14 protein-coding genes are annotated in these 15,753 nt (G+C 65.6%); 3 read left to right on the forward strand and 11 right to left on the reverse strand.

What is annotated here, in order from left to right:
• Positions 1-36 precede the first annotated feature (36 nt).
• Positions 37-567 (forward strand): isopentenyl-diphosphate Delta-isomerase, encoded by a 531-nt coding sequence (idi, locus tag GD628_RS02785; protein ID WP_091602417.1) that lies wholly within the window; start codon positions 37-39, stop codon positions 565-567.
• Here the strand turns inward: idi and GD628_RS02790 are convergent.
• Complete coding sequence (locus tag GD628_RS02790) at positions 515-1,288, reverse strand: glycosyltransferase family 2 protein (RefSeq protein ID WP_152273764.1); 774 nt, start codon at positions 1,286-1,288, stop codon at positions 515-517. The two genes, idi and GD628_RS02790, sit on opposite strands and share 53 nt — an antisense overlap.
• A gap of 84 nt (positions 1,289-1,372) precedes the next feature.
• Between GD628_RS02790 and GD628_RS02795 the strand changes: the two genes are divergently transcribed.
• Positions 1,373-2,005, forward strand: a complete 633-nt coding sequence (locus GD628_RS02795; RefSeq protein ID WP_152273765.1) for a DUF2238 domain-containing protein — start codon at positions 1,373-1,375, stop codon at positions 2,003-2,005.
• A gap of 63 nt (positions 2,006-2,068) precedes the next feature.
• Here GD628_RS02795 and GD628_RS02800 read toward each other — a convergent pair whose 3' ends face one another.
• The 8 genes from GD628_RS02800 to exaC form a co-directional block, all read right to left on the reverse strand.
• Positions 2,069-3,256: a TerC family protein gene (locus GD628_RS02800; protein WP_091602363.1), complete on the reverse strand. Its 1,188-nt coding sequence runs from the start codon at positions 3,254-3,256 to the stop codon at positions 2,069-2,071.
• Between the two features lie 292 nt (positions 3,257-3,548).
• A complete protein-coding gene (locus GD628_RS02805) occupies positions 3,549-3,848 on the reverse strand; it encodes a DUF4193 domain-containing protein (protein WP_091602360.1) in 300 nt (99 codons plus the stop codon).
• 118 nt (positions 3,849-3,966) lie between these two features.
• On the reverse strand, positions 3,967-6,588 hold the full coding sequence (locus tag GD628_RS02810) for an MMPL family transporter (RefSeq protein WP_152273766.1): 2,622 nt from the start codon (positions 6,586-6,588) through the stop codon (positions 3,967-3,969).
• A gap of 35 nt (positions 6,589-6,623) precedes the next feature.
• On the reverse strand, positions 6,624-7,235 hold the full coding sequence (locus GD628_RS02815; protein WP_091602352.1) for a TetR family transcriptional regulator: 612 nt from the start codon (positions 7,233-7,235) through the stop codon (positions 6,624-6,626).
• Between the two features lie 137 nt (positions 7,236-7,372).
• Positions 7,373-7,747 carry a hypothetical protein gene (locus GD628_RS02820; protein WP_091602349.1) on the reverse strand — a complete coding sequence of 125 codons (375 nt, stop codon included), beginning with the start codon at positions 7,745-7,747 and terminating at the stop codon, positions 7,373-7,375.
• 116 nt (positions 7,748-7,863) lie between these two features.
• The gene (locus GD628_RS02825) at positions 7,864-8,268 is read right to left on the reverse strand and encodes a DUF779 domain-containing protein (RefSeq protein ID WP_091602346.1); all 405 of its coding nucleotides are present in this window, start codon (positions 8,266-8,268) and stop codon (positions 7,864-7,866) included.
• Entirely contained in the window at positions 8,268-9,287 is a 1,020-nt protein-coding gene (adhP, locus tag GD628_RS02830) for an alcohol dehydrogenase AdhP (RefSeq protein ID WP_176697538.1), read from the reverse strand. Before adhP ends, GD628_RS02825 begins: the two co-directional genes overlap by 1 nt.
• A 57-nt stretch (positions 9,288-9,344) precedes the next feature.
• Positions 9,345-10,868, reverse strand: coding sequence for an acetaldehyde dehydrogenase ExaC (gene exaC, locus GD628_RS02835; RefSeq protein WP_091602343.1), 1,524 nt, complete (start codon positions 10,866-10,868; stop codon positions 9,345-9,347).
• 192 nt (positions 10,869-11,060) lie between these two features.
• Here exaC and GD628_RS02840 point away from each other — a divergent pair, with 192 nt between their 5' ends.
• The gene (locus tag GD628_RS02840; protein WP_152273767.1) at positions 11,061-12,725 is read left to right on the forward strand and encodes a DHA2 family efflux MFS transporter permease subunit; all 1,665 of its coding nucleotides are present in this window, start codon (positions 11,061-11,063) and stop codon (positions 12,723-12,725) included.
• On the opposite strand, the gene GD628_RS02845 is transcribed toward GD628_RS02840, so the two are convergent.
• Positions 12,722-14,050 carry a GAF domain-containing protein gene (locus GD628_RS02845; protein WP_226802311.1) on the reverse strand — a complete coding sequence of 443 codons (1,329 nt, stop codon included), beginning with the start codon at positions 14,048-14,050 and terminating at the stop codon, positions 12,722-12,724. The two genes, GD628_RS02840 and GD628_RS02845, sit on opposite strands and share 4 nt — an antisense overlap.
• A 212-nt stretch (positions 14,051-14,262) precedes the next feature.
• Positions 14,263-15,690 carry an FAD-dependent oxidoreductase gene (locus tag GD628_RS02850; protein ID WP_152273768.1) on the reverse strand — a complete coding sequence of 476 codons (1,428 nt, stop codon included), beginning with the start codon at positions 15,688-15,690 and terminating at the stop codon, positions 14,263-14,265.
• Positions 15,691-15,753: the final 63 nt, after the last annotated feature.

Raw genomic sequence — 15,753 nt, forward strand, 5'->3', positions numbered from 1 at the left:
TGCATAAAGTAAACACGCTGATCGTTAGGGGAAGAAATGCCGCAACGCCGGGAAGAAGTCATTCTGGTCGATAAAGGGGGCCAAATGATAGGTACAGCGGACAAGATGACCGTGCATACAAGCGACACGCCGCTGCATCTGGCCTTCTCGACGCACGTCTACCACCCGGATGGCCGCATCCTCGTGACGCGGCGGGCGCTCTCCAAACTGACCTGGCCCGGAGTCTGGACCAACTCGTTCTGCGGCCATCCCGGTCCCGGTGAGGCCACCGAGGATGCCGTGGTGCGCCGGGCCGAACGCGAGCTGGGACTGACGCTGAACAGCATCGCCGTCGCGCTTCCCGAGTTCCGCTACCGGGCCGTTGATGCCTCGGGCATCGTGGAGAACGAGATCTGCCCCGTCTACACCGCCGTTGCGGAGGCCGACCCGGTCCCGGCCGCGGATGAGGTCATGGACTGGACCTGGGCCGATCCGGCGAAGCTGGTTGAATCCGTGCGGCTCACGCCCTGGGCTTTCAGTCCCTGGCTGGTGCTGCAGCTTCCCCTGCTTTACCCCGAAAACGCCTGATCCAGCGTTCCCACGGCGGCGCTGCCTGCCAGTGCACCGCAAGGGTGTGGAAGGCCCGGCGGAAGCGGCGGACCAGGTTGGACCAGCCGGTCACCGCCCGCGGTGCCATGCCAACCACGAGGTTTCGGTCCCAGGCACAGCGGTAGTCCTGGCCCAGGTGCGCACTGAGGCAGACGTCGTCGTGCTGCTCCGGGTCTTCCCGGTGAACTGCCTGACCTACCTCGCGCCACACGTCCGTGCGCAGCGCCAGATTGGATCCGAACAGGGGGCGGTGGGCCAGCGCCAGCGTCATCGCCTGGTAGTAGGAACCGAGGTAGAGCCCGGAGAGGATCCGCCCGGCCCGGGGTGGGAAACCATAGAACCGTCCCGGTCCGCTGACGGCGGCGAGCTGCGGGTCGGCGGCGAAGTGTTCCGCTAACTGCTTAATCCATTCCGGCGGAAGGACGCAGTCCGCGTCGCATCTGGCAATGATGTCCGAGGTGGCGGCGTCGTATCCGGCGGCGGCCGCGGCGGGGATGCCGGGCTTGGCTTCAAACACCACCCGGGCGCCGAGCCCGCGGGCCACCTCGGCACTGTTGTCGGTGCTGTTGTTGTCCACCACCACAATTTCGGCGGGCTGCACGCTCTGGACGGCCAGCGAGGCGAGACATGTCCTCAGCGCTTCGGCGTCGTTGAGGCATGGGATGACGACGCTGACGGACGGATGTGCGGGGGCTGGCATGCCAGTGATCCTACGTGCAACTGGGCGGCTGATGCCCGCCGCGGAGTATGGGCGGCCGAAGTTCTGCTCCGCTACGGTTAGAACATGATCGATGCCCTCCTGCGCCGACCGGCCTCTTCCTCCGAGGTGGTTTCGGACGGCATCCGCCTGCTGGGCGCAGTGAGCCTGCTGGTGGCCCTGCTCTGGTACGGCCCGGTTGAGGCAGCCCTGTTCTCACTGGTGCTGCTGGGCCTCCTGGTGTCCCGCTGCCTGCCGGCAGCCCCGCTGTTTTCTTCGCTCTACGGCCTAACCCTGCTCCTGGCCGCATGGAGCAGCGTGATGGACCTGTACGCACGGATTTCCTGGTGGGACCTCGCCGTCCATTTCGCGGCCACCGGCACCATCGCTGTCATGGCCTGGTACCTGCTCGCAGCTTACGGGGCCGTGACGGCCTGGCAGGACTCCGGGCAGCCGGTTCCGGCCTTCGCGGTCCCAGCAGTGGTAACTGCGCTGGGCCTGGCCCTGAGCGTGCTGTGGGAGTTCGGCGAGTGGTGGGGGCACTACTACGTGGATGCCACGATCAACGTCGGCTACCGGGACACGATCGGGGACCTTGCGGCCGGCGGACTGGGCTCGGTGCTCTCCGGCATCCTGCTGGCGCGCCTGATGCGGCGGAACCCTCCCCCGGCACACCGTGGCGCACCCGGCAGCACGCTCCAGCGGCGGGTCCAGGGCTGAAGCCCTCCGTACACGAAGGAAGGGCCCCTCAGCATTGCTGCTGCGGGGCCCTTCCGAAGTCAGCTACTTGCTGGAGTAGCGCGAGTGTTCCTCGTGGGCACGGGCCACTTCGGTCCGGATGTCCTCGATGTCCTTAACCTTGTCCCTGTACTTCTTGTCCATCTGCAGAATCTGCTTCTCTTCGTCGCAGAGTGCCCGGTAGATGCGCTCCCGCTCGGCCTCATCCGAGGTGTAGGAGAGGTCCAGGTAGGCGTTGGCATGGCGGCGGGCGTTGTTCACGGCGGTCTGGGCCTTGCCTGCCGGGCTGACCAGCGACGCAATGACGGTGATGAGCAGGACGCCGATGATGACGCTGAGTGACAGGCCTGTACTGACTTCGACCACTTCCACATGCTCGCCGTTATTGATGAACGGCAGGGTGTTCTCATGCAGGGCATGCAGCACAAGCTTCACGCCAATGAAGGCGAGGATGGCGGCCAGGCCGTAGGAAAGGTAGATCAGGCGGTCCAGCAGTCCGTCGATCAGGAAGTAAAGCTGGCGCAGGCCCATCAGGGAGAACGCGGTAGCCGTGAAGACAATGAAGGTGTTCTGCGTCAGGCCGAAGATGGCGGGAATCGAATCCAGCGCGAAGAGGATGTCGGTTCCACCGATTGCCACCATGACCAGCAGCATCGGGGTGAGGACCTTCTTGCCGTTTTCGACGGTCATCAGCTTGTCGCCGTCGTAGTGGTCCGTGGTGGGCAGGACGCGCTTGGCGATGCGGATGATGAAGTTGTTTGCCTCATCCTTCTCGCTGTCCTCGGGCTTGAGCAGGTTGCCGGCGGTGAGCAGCAGGATCAGTCCGAACAGGTAGAAGATCCAGGAGAAGGAGTTGATCAGCGCTGCGCCCAGGAAGATGAACCCGGTTCGCGCAATCAGCGCGAAGACAATGCCGAAAAGCAGGACCTTTTGCTGGTCCTCGCGGGGCACCCGGAAGGACGCCATGATGATCAGGAAGACAAACAGGTTGTCCACGGAGAGGGCTTTCTCCGTGATGTACCCGGCGAAGTACTCGCCGCCCATGGTGACGCCGCCGAAGACGAGCACCAGGATGCCGAAGATGACGGCCAGGCCCACGTAGATGGAGGACCAAATGGCCGCTTCCTTCAGGGTTGGTATGTGGGCCTTGCGGATGTGGAAGAAGTAGTCGAAGGCCAGCAGGCCGAGGATGACGACGATCGTCACGCCCCAGATCAGGGGGGAAACAGTCATGGAGTCTCTGCTTTCGTAGGGTACACCAAAGGACCGCAAGTCTCTCCGGCAGCCATTGGCTGCCCGCTGGCCCCGGCCGGGCGTCGGTGCCCTACGTGTTGACGAGGTTCAGCGTGGGTGGATACTCCCCTACGAACCGTCCACTCTACCCGATGCGCGCTGCGGGGCGCGACGGACACGGCACTGACCATGGAAGGAACAAAAGCACACCGGCGGCTTTAACCACAACCGCCGCACCCGAAACCGGGTACGGCGGCTGTGCCCGGCCCGGAAGGCGGCCGGCCGGGGACCTCTATCCCTCGCAGTCCTTGCAGTACTTGGTGCCGTTCTTCTCCACAGCGAACTGGGAGCGGTGGCGAACCAGGAAGCAGGAGCCGCAGGTGAATTCGTCTTCCTGGGCCGGCACTACGCGGACCAGCAGTTCCTCGCTGGAGAGGTCCGCGCCCGGCAGTTCGAAGGCTTCCGCCGCCTCGGATTCGTCCACGTCCACTACGGCTGACTGCTTGTCGCTCCGGCGGGCCTGAAGCTCTTCGATCGAAGCGGTTCCGGCGTCCTCTTCGACCTTGCGCGGTGCGTCGTAATCAGTAGCCATATTCAGGCTCACTCTCCAATGCTTGGTGGGGGCTGTGGAACGGGGCAGTGCACCCCGATGGTAACCGGTACTGTCTGCCGTGCAGGTCAGAAGCGCAACAAGTGTGACACATTTCGGTTCAGCGTCCGGCCGAAGCCAGTTCCTGTTCCGCGCCGGTACCGTCCGGGGACTGCGCCGGACCCAGCAGGCGGGCACCTTCGACGTCCACGTCCGGAAGGATCCGGTCCAGCCACTTCGGAATCCACCAGGCGGATTTGCCCAGCAGGTGAAGCACGGCCGGAATCAGCGTCATGCGGATGACGAAGGCGTCCAGCAGGACGCCGATCGCCAGGGCGAAACCGATCGGGCGGACCATCGTCAGGTGCGCGAAGATGAAACCGGCGAACACCGAGACCATGATGATCGCGGCTGCGGTCACTACGCGGGAAGCGTGGTCAAAGCCGCTCCGGACAGCCTGGCGCGGATCTTCACCGTGCACGTAGGCTTCGCGCATGCCCGAGACCAGGAACATCTGGTAGTCCATGGCCAGCCCGAAGAGCACGCCGATCAGGATGATCGGCAGGAAGCTCAGGACTGCACCGGGGTTGTGCACGTCGAAGATACCGCCCAGCCAGCCCCACTGGTAGATCGCCACGACGGCACCGAAGCTGGCAGCCAGGGAGAGCAGGAACCCTCCGGTGGCGATCAGCGGCACCAGGACGGAACGGAAGACCAGCAGGAGCAGGACCAGGGACAGCCCGACGACGATCAGCAGGTAGACCGGCATGGCGTCCATCAGCTTGTCCGAGACATCGATGTTGATGCCGGTCTGGCCGGTGATGGCGATCTCCACGCCCGTCTCGTCCTGAATCTGGCCCGCGTCGTCGCGAATGGTGTGCACCAGGTCCTCGGTGCCTTCGGCGGCCGGCCCGCCCTCGGGGATGACCTGGTAGACAACCATGCCGCCGTCGTCGCTCGTGGAGGCGGGGACCACCGTGGTGACGTTCTCCAGCCCGCGCAGCTTGCCGGCGACTTCATAGGTGAGGTCCGAGGCCTCCCTGTCCGTGAGACCGTCGGGCAGGTAGCCCACCACGATCACCGGTCCGTTGATTCCTTCACCGAAGCTGTCCCCCAGCCGCTGGTACGCCTGGTACGCCGTGGAATCCACCGGTTCCGAACCGCCGTCGGGCAGTCCCACGCGCAGTGAACCGGCCGGAATGGCCATGGTTCCCAGCAGCAGGACGCTGAGGACCACGGTGATTACCGGGTGCTTCGTGACCAGCCGGCCCCAGCGGCGCGGGCTGCCGTTTTCCTTGTGTTGGGCTGCTGCGGCCTGGTCCTCCGGGGCCAGGGCCGCGTGCGGCGCTGGTGGAGTGATGCCGGCCTTGGCCCAGGCCTTCTTCGAGAGGATGCGGTTCCCGATGAAGCCCAGGAAGGCGGGGGTGAGGGTCAGCGCCACCAGGATGGCCATGGCCACGGTGCCGGCTGCTGCCAGGCCCATCACGCTGAGGAACGGCAGTCCGGGAACGGCGAGCGCAGCCAGCGCGATCACCACGGTCAGGCCGGCGAACAGCACGGCGTTGCCGCTGGTACCGGTGGCTACGCCGGCCGATTCCTCCAGCTCCATGCCGTGCAGCAGCTGCGTGCGGTGCCGGTTGATGATGAACAGGGAGTAGTCGATGCCCACGGCGAGGCCCAGCATCAGCGCCAGCATGGGGGAAATTGACGTCATTTCCACCACGCCGGTGAGGGCCATGGTGGTGCCCACGCCGGCAATCACGCCCACCAGTGCCATCAGCAGCGGCAGTCCGGCAGCCACCAGGGTGCCCAGCATCAGGATGAGCACGACGGCGGCGACGGCCACGCCGATCCCTTCGGAGGGTCCAAACAGGGAGGAAACGTCCTCTACGATCTCCTTGCTGAAGAACACCTGGACGCCGGAATCGGTGATCCGGTTGGCCGTGTCCTGCACTTCCTGGCGCTGTTCGGGAGTGACCGAGTATGACTGTTCCTGGAACTGGACCTCTGAGAAGGCGGTGGCGCCGTCCTCGGAGACAAAGCGCAGTCCGTCCGTGGCCTCAGCCAGGCGCTGGGCCTCCAGCAGCTCCTCTTCGCCGTCGGCCAGCCGGGCCACGCCGTCGTCGTAGGCGCCCTGCTGCTCCGCGAGCTGGGCTTCACCGGCAGCAAGCTGCTCTTCCTGTGCGCTGAGCTGCGCCCGGACAGCTTCTGCCTGCTGCACCTGTCCGGCAGCGTCGAGCTGGTCAGCCTGCATTTGTGCCATGGCGAGCTGGTCCCGGCCAGCGGCGAGCTGCGCCGCGGCGGCGTCGAGCTGCGGCTTGCCTGCCTCCAGCTGCGCACGGGCGGCCTCCAGCTCTGCCTGGCCTGCCGCGAGCTGGTCCGCGCTGCCGTCCAGCTGGGCCTGCATCTCGAAGGGATCACTGACGGACTTCAGGAAGTCGAGGCTGTTCAGCTCTGCCACCGTGTCCGTGACGGCCCGGCGCTCGGCTTCGGTGAAGGCCTCGCCGGATGAGGTTTCGAAGACGATCCGCCCGGATCCTCCGGCGGCATCCGGTACCCGGTTCCGCAGCTCGTCAAGGACACGCTGGCTCTCGGACCCGGGAATGGTGAAGTTGTTGGTGGTCGGAGCGCTGAAGGCTGCGAACGCCCCGCCAATGCCGAGGAGCATTACGAGCCAGGCGCTGAGGAACCACCAGCGGTGCCGGAAGCTGAATTTACCGAGCCGGTAAAGCAGGGATGCCATGGATTTCTTTCTGTGGGCGGGTCGGGTGGGGCTGTCTAGCGGCTGAAGCCGTCGCGGAGGAACCCGATGGCTTCAGAGAAGAGTTCCTCAAGCAGCGTGAGGGTCTGCGGCGTGATCTTTCCCCGGGTGCGGTGCTGCCACTGTGCAAACGCGGTGCGCCCGCAGGCGAGGACCGCGGCCACGAGGGTGCTGGTGTAGAACGGGTCCGCCTCCTGGCCCAGGCGGGTCTGCAGTGAGTCCACAATCCGGTGTTCGGCATGATCCCAGGCTTCGAGGTGGACCCGCGCCATGTCAGGGTTCTGTTCCGCCAGGCCGTGCAGCTCGGCCATGACGGCAAGGTTCGCGGGATCGGCAGGCTGGGAGAGGGCATGGAGCATCGAGTCCACGATGTTCTCGTTGTGCGGACGCGCCTGGAAGTGGCCCAGCACGCCGTCCAGGAAGTCCTCCATGGCGACGTTGAGTGCCGCCGTGGTGCTGGGGAAGTAATTGAAGAAGGTCCGGCGGGAGATCCCGGCTGCCTCGGCAATGTCGTCAATGGTGAACTGGCCGGCGCCTCTGCTGCGGACCAGTTCCAGGGTGGCATCGGCGATCGCCCGGCGGGTCGCGGTCTTATTCTGCTGCCTGCGGGAAACCTGCTGCTCAGTCACATCGCTACACTACGTGCAAGTTTGCACGAGAGGCAAATTCTTCCACCCAGAGGCGGATGTGGACACAGAGATGCCCGCCCCGGCTTCCCGGGACGGGCATCATCCTGCTGTACGCGGGGCCGGAGCCCCGGCGCGGCCTAGCGGGTTTCGGGCTGCGGGCGAGCCGGATCCATCGCAGAATCCCCACCGGAGGTGTGCGACTTGTCCGCCGGGTTGGCCGTTCCTGCCACGGAGGAGGAACCGCTCGATCCGGACGAACCGGACGAACTGCTGGAGCTGCCGCCGGTGACGCTGTCCTTGGCGTGCGCAGCCGCATCCTTGGCGGAGGACGCAGCGTCCTTGGCTGCCCCGGTGACCTTGTCCTGGATCCCCGGCACCTTTTCCTTGGCCCACTCGGTCCCGTGGTTGACCGTGTCCTGGACCTTGGGATCGTTCCACAGGGACATGATCTTCTCCCGGCCGGCCTTGGAACCAATCAGGTAACCGACGCCGATCCCTGCCAGAAAAGTCATCTTCCTAACCATGGTGTTCCTCATTCCCGCCCCGCTCGAGGCATCATGATGTACCGTCCAATCCTGCGCCGCCTGAGGCTGCGGAGGAATTAAACAGTAACCTTACTACCTGATGACTACTGGGTCACATCCAGCAGCCGGGAGCGGATCAGAAACCGCTTTCCCTCCGGTGCCTCAAGCGAGAATCCGCTCCCCCGCCCGGTCACGACGTCGACGGTCAGGTGCGTGTGCTTCCAGTATTCGAACTGCTCTGCGGACATCCAGAACCCAATGCCGTCGCCATCCAGGTCAAAGACACCCAGCAGCACGTCCGCTTCGGAGGTGATGAAGTCCCCCTCCGGGTAGCACATGGGAGAGGAACCGTCACAGCAGCCGCCGGACTGGTGGAACATTAGCGGCCCATGCTGCTGCCTCAGGTACCTGAGCAGCTCCTGGGCCGCGGGCGTCAGGCCCACCCGGGACATGGTTTCTCCGGGCAGGGCGGGCGCGGCGCCCAGGATGTGGTCAGTGGCCTGGTCCATTAGTACTCGACCACCACCCGGCCGTCGATCCTGCCGGCGGCCAGTTCATCGAAGATGTCATTGATGTCATCCAGCGGCCGGGTGGCAATCTTGGGATGAATCAGGCCGCGCGCGTAGAAGTCGAGGGCCTCCACCATGTCCTGGCGGGTGCCGACAATCGAACCCCGGATGGTCAGCCCCTTCAGCACGATGTCGAAAATCGGAGCCGGAAAATCTCCGGGAGGCAGGCCGTTGAAGACGATGGTTCCGCCGCGGCGGGCCATGCCGATCGCCTGGCCGAAGGCCGAGGGATGCACTGCCGTCACGAGGACACCGTGGGCACCCCCGGTCTGGGCCTGGATTGCCTCCGCCGGGTCCTCGTTCAGCGCGTTGACCGTGACCTCGGCACCGAATTCGCGTGCCAGGGCCAGCTTGTCCTCGGCGATGTCCACCGCGGCAACCCGGAGGCCCATCGCCCTGGCGTACTGCACGGCCACGTGTCCCAGCCCGCCGATTCCGGAAATAACCACCCACTCCCCTGGCCTGGTGTCCGTCACTTTGAGCCCCTTATAGACCGTGACGCCGGCGCAGAGCACGGGCGCCACTTCCACTGGGTCCGCCCCCTCGGGAATCCGGGCGGCGAATTTCTCGTCCACCAGCATGTACTCGCCGAAGGACCCATTGACGGTGTAGCCGCCGTTCTGCTGCTGCTCGCACAGGGTTTCCCAGCCTGTGCGGCAGTACTCGCAGACGCCGCAGGCGGACCACAGCCAGGCGTTGCCCACAATGTCGCCTTCCTTCAGCTCGGTTACTCCTTCCCCGAGCGAGACCACCCGGCCCACCCCTTCATGTCCGGGAATGAAGGGCGGGCTGGGCTTCACCGGCCAGTCCCCCTGGGCCGCATGCAGGTCCGTGTGGCAGACCCCGGTAGATACCAGCTTGACCAGGGCCTGCCCCGGTCCGGGGCTCGGAACATCCGTCTCGCCTACCGTGAGCGGTTCGGCAAGGGTGTTTACGACGGCGGCCTGCATGCGTTCCATGTGGATCTCCTTAGTAGGGGGTGCACTGCTTGGGGACTGGCAGGTGGAACCGGTGTCCTAGAAGAAGCCCTGCTTGGACTCGGCGTAGCTGACCAGCAGGTTCTTGGTCTGCTGGTAGTGGTCCAGCATCATGGCGTGGTTTTCGCGGCCGATGCCGGAGGACTTGTACCCGCCAAACGCCGCGTGCGCGGGGTAGGCGTGGTAGTTGTTCACCCAGACGCGTCCGGCCTGGATGTCACGGCCCGCACGGTATGCCGTGTTGCCGTCCCGGGACCAGACTCCTGCACCCAGGCCATAGAGCGTGTCATTGGCAATCGCCATGGCCTCACCGTAGTCAGAGAACCTCGTCACTGAAACCACCGGGCCGAAAATCTCCTCCTGGAAGATGCGCATATTGTTCGTGCCCTCGAAGACGGTCGGTTCCACATAGAAGCCGCCGGCGAGGTCGCCGTCGAGCACGTTCCGCTTGCCGCCCGCCAGGACCTTGGCTCCTTCCTGGCCCGCAATATCCATGTAGGAGAGGATCTTTTCCAGCTGGTCATTGGAGGCCTGGGCTCCCACCATGGTGTTGGTGTCCAGCGGGTTGCCCTGCACCATCGCGGCGGTCCGGGCCAGGGCATCAGACATGAAGGAGTCATAGATCGATTCCTGGACCAGGGCACGGGAGGGACAGGTGCAGACCTCGCCCTGGTTGAGGGCGAACATATTAAAACCCTCCAGCGCCTTGTCGTAGAACGCGTCGTCCCGGGCGGCGACGTCGGCGAAGAAGATGTTCGGGCTCTTGCCGCCCAGTTCCAGGGTGACCGGGATGAGGTTCTGGCTGGCGTACTGCATGATCAGCCGGCCGGTGGTGGTCTCGCCGGTGAACGCGATCTTACGGATGCGCTTGGAGGATGCCAGGGGCTTGCCGGCCTCCACGCCGAATCCGTTGACAATGTTCAGCACACCGGCGGGGAGGAGGTCCGCGATCAGCTCGGCCAGCACCAGGATGGAGGCCGGCGTCTGCTCTGCAGGCTTGAGCACGACGGCGTTGCCGGCCGCGAGTGCAGGGGCCAGCTTCCACGTGGCCATCAAAATGGGGAAGTTCCACGGGATGATCTGTCCCACGACTCCCAGCGGCTCATGGAAGTGGTAGGCCGTGGTGTTGTCATCAATCTGGGAGAGGGTGCCTTCCTGCGCGCGGATGGCACCGGCGAAGTACCGGAAATGGTCCACGGCCAGCGGCATGTCCGCGGCCAGGGTTTCCCGGACCGGCTTTCCGTTGTCCCAGGTCTCGGCGACGGCGAGCATTTCGAGGTTTTCCTCGATCCGGTCCGCGATGCGGTTCAGGATGTTGGCCCGCTCGGCTACCGAGGTCCTGCCCCAGGACGGTGCTGCCTTGTGCGCGGCATCCAGTGCCAGGTCAATGTCCTCGGAGGTGCCCCGGGCCACTTCGCAGAAGACCTTGCCCGTTACCGGTGAAACGTTCTCAAAGTAGCCGCCCTTCACGGGGGCGACCCATTCTCCGCCGATCCAGTTCTCGTAGCGGGGCTTGAATGAAACAAGTGCCTCGCCCTGGCCGGGCTGCGCGTAAACGGTCATGACGTGTCTGCTCCTCATATTCGAGCGTTGGTACACAACGTCGGTGTCGTGTCCATCGGTGTGGTGAACGGTACTCAGGCGGACGTAGCATCTGCGTAGCAGGGACAACCGCGTACCGTCTGGCGGCCCGCACCGAGCGGGTTTATGGTTACCTAGGGCAATTTCTTAGTAATCGAGATATAAGGAACGCTAATGACTTCCGAACTTCCGGGTACCGGCTCCGAACGGGTGCCCAGCCGGTATATCCGCTACCGCTGGTGGGGCCTGCTGGCTATCAGCCTCGGCGTGGCAATGATCATCATGGACGCTACGATCGTGTCCGTCTCTGTCCCCTCGATCGTCGGGGACCTGGGCATTTCCAGCACCGAAATCCAGTGGGTGCAGGAAATCTACACGCTGCTCTTCGCCGCCCTGCTGCTGACCTGGGGGCGGGTTGCGGACCGGGTTGGCCGGCGGCGGATCATGCTCACCGGCGTCGTGCTCTTTGTCGCAGCGTCGGTGCTGTGCGCCGTCGCCGAATCCGGCGGCATCCTGATCCTCGGCCGCGCGGTCCAGGGCCTGGGCGGCTCAATGATCCTGCCCACCACGCTTGCGCTGCTGAACGCCAACTTCCAGGGCCGGGACCGCGGCATCGCGTTCGCCGTCTGGGGCTCAACGATTGGCGGCATGGCCGCCGTCGGCCCGCTGCTGGGAGGCTGGCTGACCGAGAATGCCAGCTGGCGCTGGGCGTTCGGCATCAACATTCCGGTGGGCGTGCTGGTAGTTGCAGGCCTGCTGCTGTTCGTGGCCGAATCCTCCGAAGCCGTGACCGGAGCCGCCCAGCGACTGGACCTGGGCGGGGCCGCACTGTCAATTCTGGGCTTCGGCGCGCTGGTCTTCGGCCTCATCGAAGGACGGAGCTACGGCTGGTGGGACGCCGCCGACGACGCGCCGTTCACGGTGGGAACCCTCTCCCCTGTTCCACTGGCCTTCGGGCTGGCGGCCGTGGCCCTGGTCAGCTTCGTGCTGCTGGAGCGCTCGCGGACCGCAGCGGGCAAGGGTGTCATCCTTGACCTCTCCCTGTTCCGCATCCCATCCTTCGCCAACGGCAACGTGACCGCCCTGATTGTGAGCTTCGGAGAGTTCGGCCTGATTCTTTCGCTGCCGCTGTGGTTCCAGAACGTGCTGGGTTACACCGCATTCGAGGCCGGACTTGCCCTGCTGCCCCTGGCAATCGGTTCCTTCCTCGCCTCCGGCGGGGTCGCCTCACTGGCGCGGAAGTACAGCCCCGTGGTGGTGGTGCGGATGGGCCTGGCGCTCGAAATCCTCAGCATCTCCGCGCTGGCACTGCTGATCCGCCCGGACAGCACCGCCTGGCTCACTTCCCCCATCCTGCTCTTCTACGGCATCGGCGTAGGGCTGGCCACCGCCCAGCTGACCTCCGTCATCCTGGCCGAGGTTCCCCTCGCGAAGAGCGGCCAGGGGTCCGCCACGCAGAGCACCGCCCGGCAGACCGGTTCTGCCCTGGGCATTGCCGTCCTGGGAACGGCGTTCTTCACGACGCTGAGAACCGGCACGGAGAACGCGGTTGCTGACGCCGTTGCCGGCACACCCCAGCTTTCCGGTGCCGTGGACTCGGTGAATGCCACATCCGGGGGCAGCATCACCGCACTGGCAGCGGATCCCCAGACCGCGTTCATTGCGGACGCCGCGCGTGACGCCATGACCAGCGGCGCCTCCCTGGCCGGCTGGATCGCTGCCGTAGCCCTGCTCATTGGCTTCCTGACCAGCCTGCGGATCAAGCCGGTGTCCAGCCCGCAGGCGGACGAGCCAGCCGGAGTACGGGCAGCCGGGAGCGGCAAGGAGAACCACCCCTAGGCCAAGTCACGTTCAATCCGCTGCAGTCCGGCGACTATCCCCGCCCGGCGCGGGGAACGAGGGGGCAGGAGGCGAAGCGCCAGGCGCCACGCCTCGGCGTCGTTCGCAGCCTCCTCAAGCTTGAGGTACTGCAGCACGGTCTCGAGTCCGGCCTCGGCCAGGACCGCTTCGCGCAGCTCGGCGCTGAGGCCCCGGCGCAGTTCCACTATGCCCGGGGCCTGGGAATGCGGAAGCACGGGACCTTTGTAGATATTCAGTGCCAGCCGGTGGGCACCGCGGGAGAGGCAGGCACGGACCTGCCCCGCATCCAGCACGATCTCCGCCGGCAGGCGGTAGGGCCGGGAGCCGGGAACAATGCGTGCTGAGACCGAGCGGGAGAGGAGTTTGCGCAGGCGAAGCATCTCCGCGCGCACGCTGCCAACAGAGGCGGCCTCCGGGTAGGCCAGATCCGCCAGCTCTTCGGCGCTCAGTCCCCGCGGGTGCAGCGCCAGAAGCGTCATCAGTTCAGAGTGGCGCTGGCTGAGCTGCACCCGGTTCCCGTCCACGCACAGGTCTGCGGTGTCTGTTCCCAGGACCTGGAGGCTGTCCTGGTAGAGCGTGGAGCGGGGAGTGCGGGTTTCGCTGCCGCGCCGGGCCTGGCGGGCCCCGCTGGTCTGCAGGCGTTCGACCCTGAGCTGGGCAGTGGCCGCCGCCACCGCAGCCTGGACCAGGGCCAGTGTGTGGACCGCAACGGCTTCTTCCTTGCCGGTTATGTCCACCACGCCCAGCACACTGCCGGACTCAGGATCCTGGACCGGAACGGCCGTACAGGACCAGGGATGGACCTGCGGGCTGAAGTGCTCCGCTCCGGCTATCTGCACGCTGCGGCCCGTGGCGAGCGCGGTGCCGGGAGCGCTGGTTCCCACCGCGTGCTCGGACCAGTCCGCTCCGGGCATGAACATCATGTTCTCCGCCCGGCGCAGGAGTTCCGGATCTCCGTCCACCCACAGCAGCCGCCCCAGCTGGTCGCCCACGGCAACCAGCAGGCCGGTGTCCCTGCCCGGTTCAACAAGGAGGCGCTGGATAACCGGCATGATCGAGGCCAGCGGATGGGACTGGCGGTACGCGTCCAGTTCGGCACCTTCAAGGACCAGGGCGGACCTCGCCGCGTCGGGATCCGGGTGGTGCCGCAGCGAACGCTGCCAGGACTCGCGCACCCCGGGCCGCAGGACGTCCAGGACTTCGCCCTGGGAACGCAGGCTCTCATGCGCGCGCCAGGCGTCACGCTGGAGGCTCTCGGGGTTCCGGAAGACCCTTGCCTGCAGGGCACTGGAAGACTGCTGCACCGTCCAACCTATCCGCGTCGATAAGGAGACCGTTCGGGCCGGAGCAGGCGCGGATCCGCGTTGCCGTTCCGGGCAGCCAGCGGCTGCCCGTCCATAGTGACACGGCTCACTCCCGAGTTCCAGAGGTGCGCCCGCCGCTCTTGCGGCGGCCGGGCGTTAACGCACTGAAGCCAGGCCCCTGCGGGCCTGGCTTCAGTAAACGGGGACTAGGCCTAGTTGCTGCCTTCGCGGGAGACGCGGGTCATCTCTTCGCGGTCAACTACCTTGACGCGCTCGCGGACCAGGTCCCCAACTCCGGGATCGCCGTGGACATAGCCGGCGCCCAGCGTCTTCTCGTGGGCGTCGAGGCGCTTCCAGCCCTCCCAGGTGGTGTACTCCACGCCGCGCTCCTCGAGCAGGCGGATGATCGCCCCGGGCTCGGGCTCTTCGGCGGCGGGCAGGGTGCGGCGGTCTTCGAGCAGGTAGCCGATGGTCTCCAGCGCATCGCCCTTGGTGTGGCCGATCAGGCCAACCGGACCGCGCTTGATCCAGCCGGTGGTGTAGATGCCCGGTACCGGTGCGCCACTGGTGTCCACTACCCTGCCTCCCTCGTTGGGGATGACGCCGCGACGGGAATCGTAGCCAACTTCCGGCAGCTCGGACCCGAAGTAGCCAACGGCGCGGTAGACGGCCTGGACCGGGTAGTCGATGATTTCGCCGGTGCCCCGGGCGTTGCCGGTACCGTCGAGTTCCGTGCGCTCCATCTTGATGCCGGCAACCTTGCCGGGGGTGGCGGGATCATCGTGGATCTCCACCGGGGAGTGCAGGAAGTGCAGGTGCAGCCTGCGCGAAGCTCCGGTGTCCTGTTCCTCGACCAGCCAGTTGGTCAGCGTGTTGACCATGGTCTTGGTCTGGTTATTGGTGCGGATCTGCTCATCCGAGGCTTCGTCGAATTCGAAATCCTCCGGGTACAGGACAATGTCCACGTCACGGGAATGCGAGAGCTCCCGCAGCTCCAGCGGCGTGAACTTCACCTGGGCCGGGCCGCGGCGGCCAAAGACGTGCACGTCCGTGACCGGAGACTTCTTCAGGCCCTCGTAGACGTTGGAGGGAATTTCAGTGGTCAGCAGGTCATCCGCATGTTTGGAAAGGATGCGCGCGACGTCGAGGGCCACGTTCCCGTTGCCGATGACGGCGATTTCCTTGGCATCCAGGGGCCAGTCGCGGGGCACGTCCGGGTTGCCGTCGTACCAGGAGACGAAGTCGGCGCCGCCGAATGAGCCTTCCAGCTCGACCCCGGGGATATCCAGCGGGGCGTCCTTCAGGGCACCGGTTGCGAAGATGATCGCGTCGTAGAAGTGCCGGAAGTCCTTCAGGGTCAGGTCACGGCCGTAGTTCACGTTGCCGAGGAAGCGGATGTCGCCGCGGTCCAGCACCTTCTCAAGTGCGTTGACGATGCCCTTGATACGGGGATGGTCCGGGGCCACTCCATATCGGATCAGGCCGTAGGGTGCCGGGTACTGGTCAAAGAGATCAATGCTGACTTCGAAGTCGCGGTCCGCTTTGGTCAGGATGTCAGCGGCGTACACGCCGGCCGGACCAGCACCGATAATTGCGACTCGCATGGGACGCTGCGAGCTGTCCGGAGCTGAGTTAGACACTTAGAGTCCTTCTACTTGGGAGTCGTGGCACGCAAATGGCGCACGTTTTTATATTCTAATTGC

It is taken from the genome of Arthrobacter koreensis (assembly GCF_009193255.1).
GTDB lineage: Bacteria > Actinomycetota > Actinomycetes > Actinomycetales > Micrococcaceae > Arthrobacter_B > Arthrobacter_B koreensis.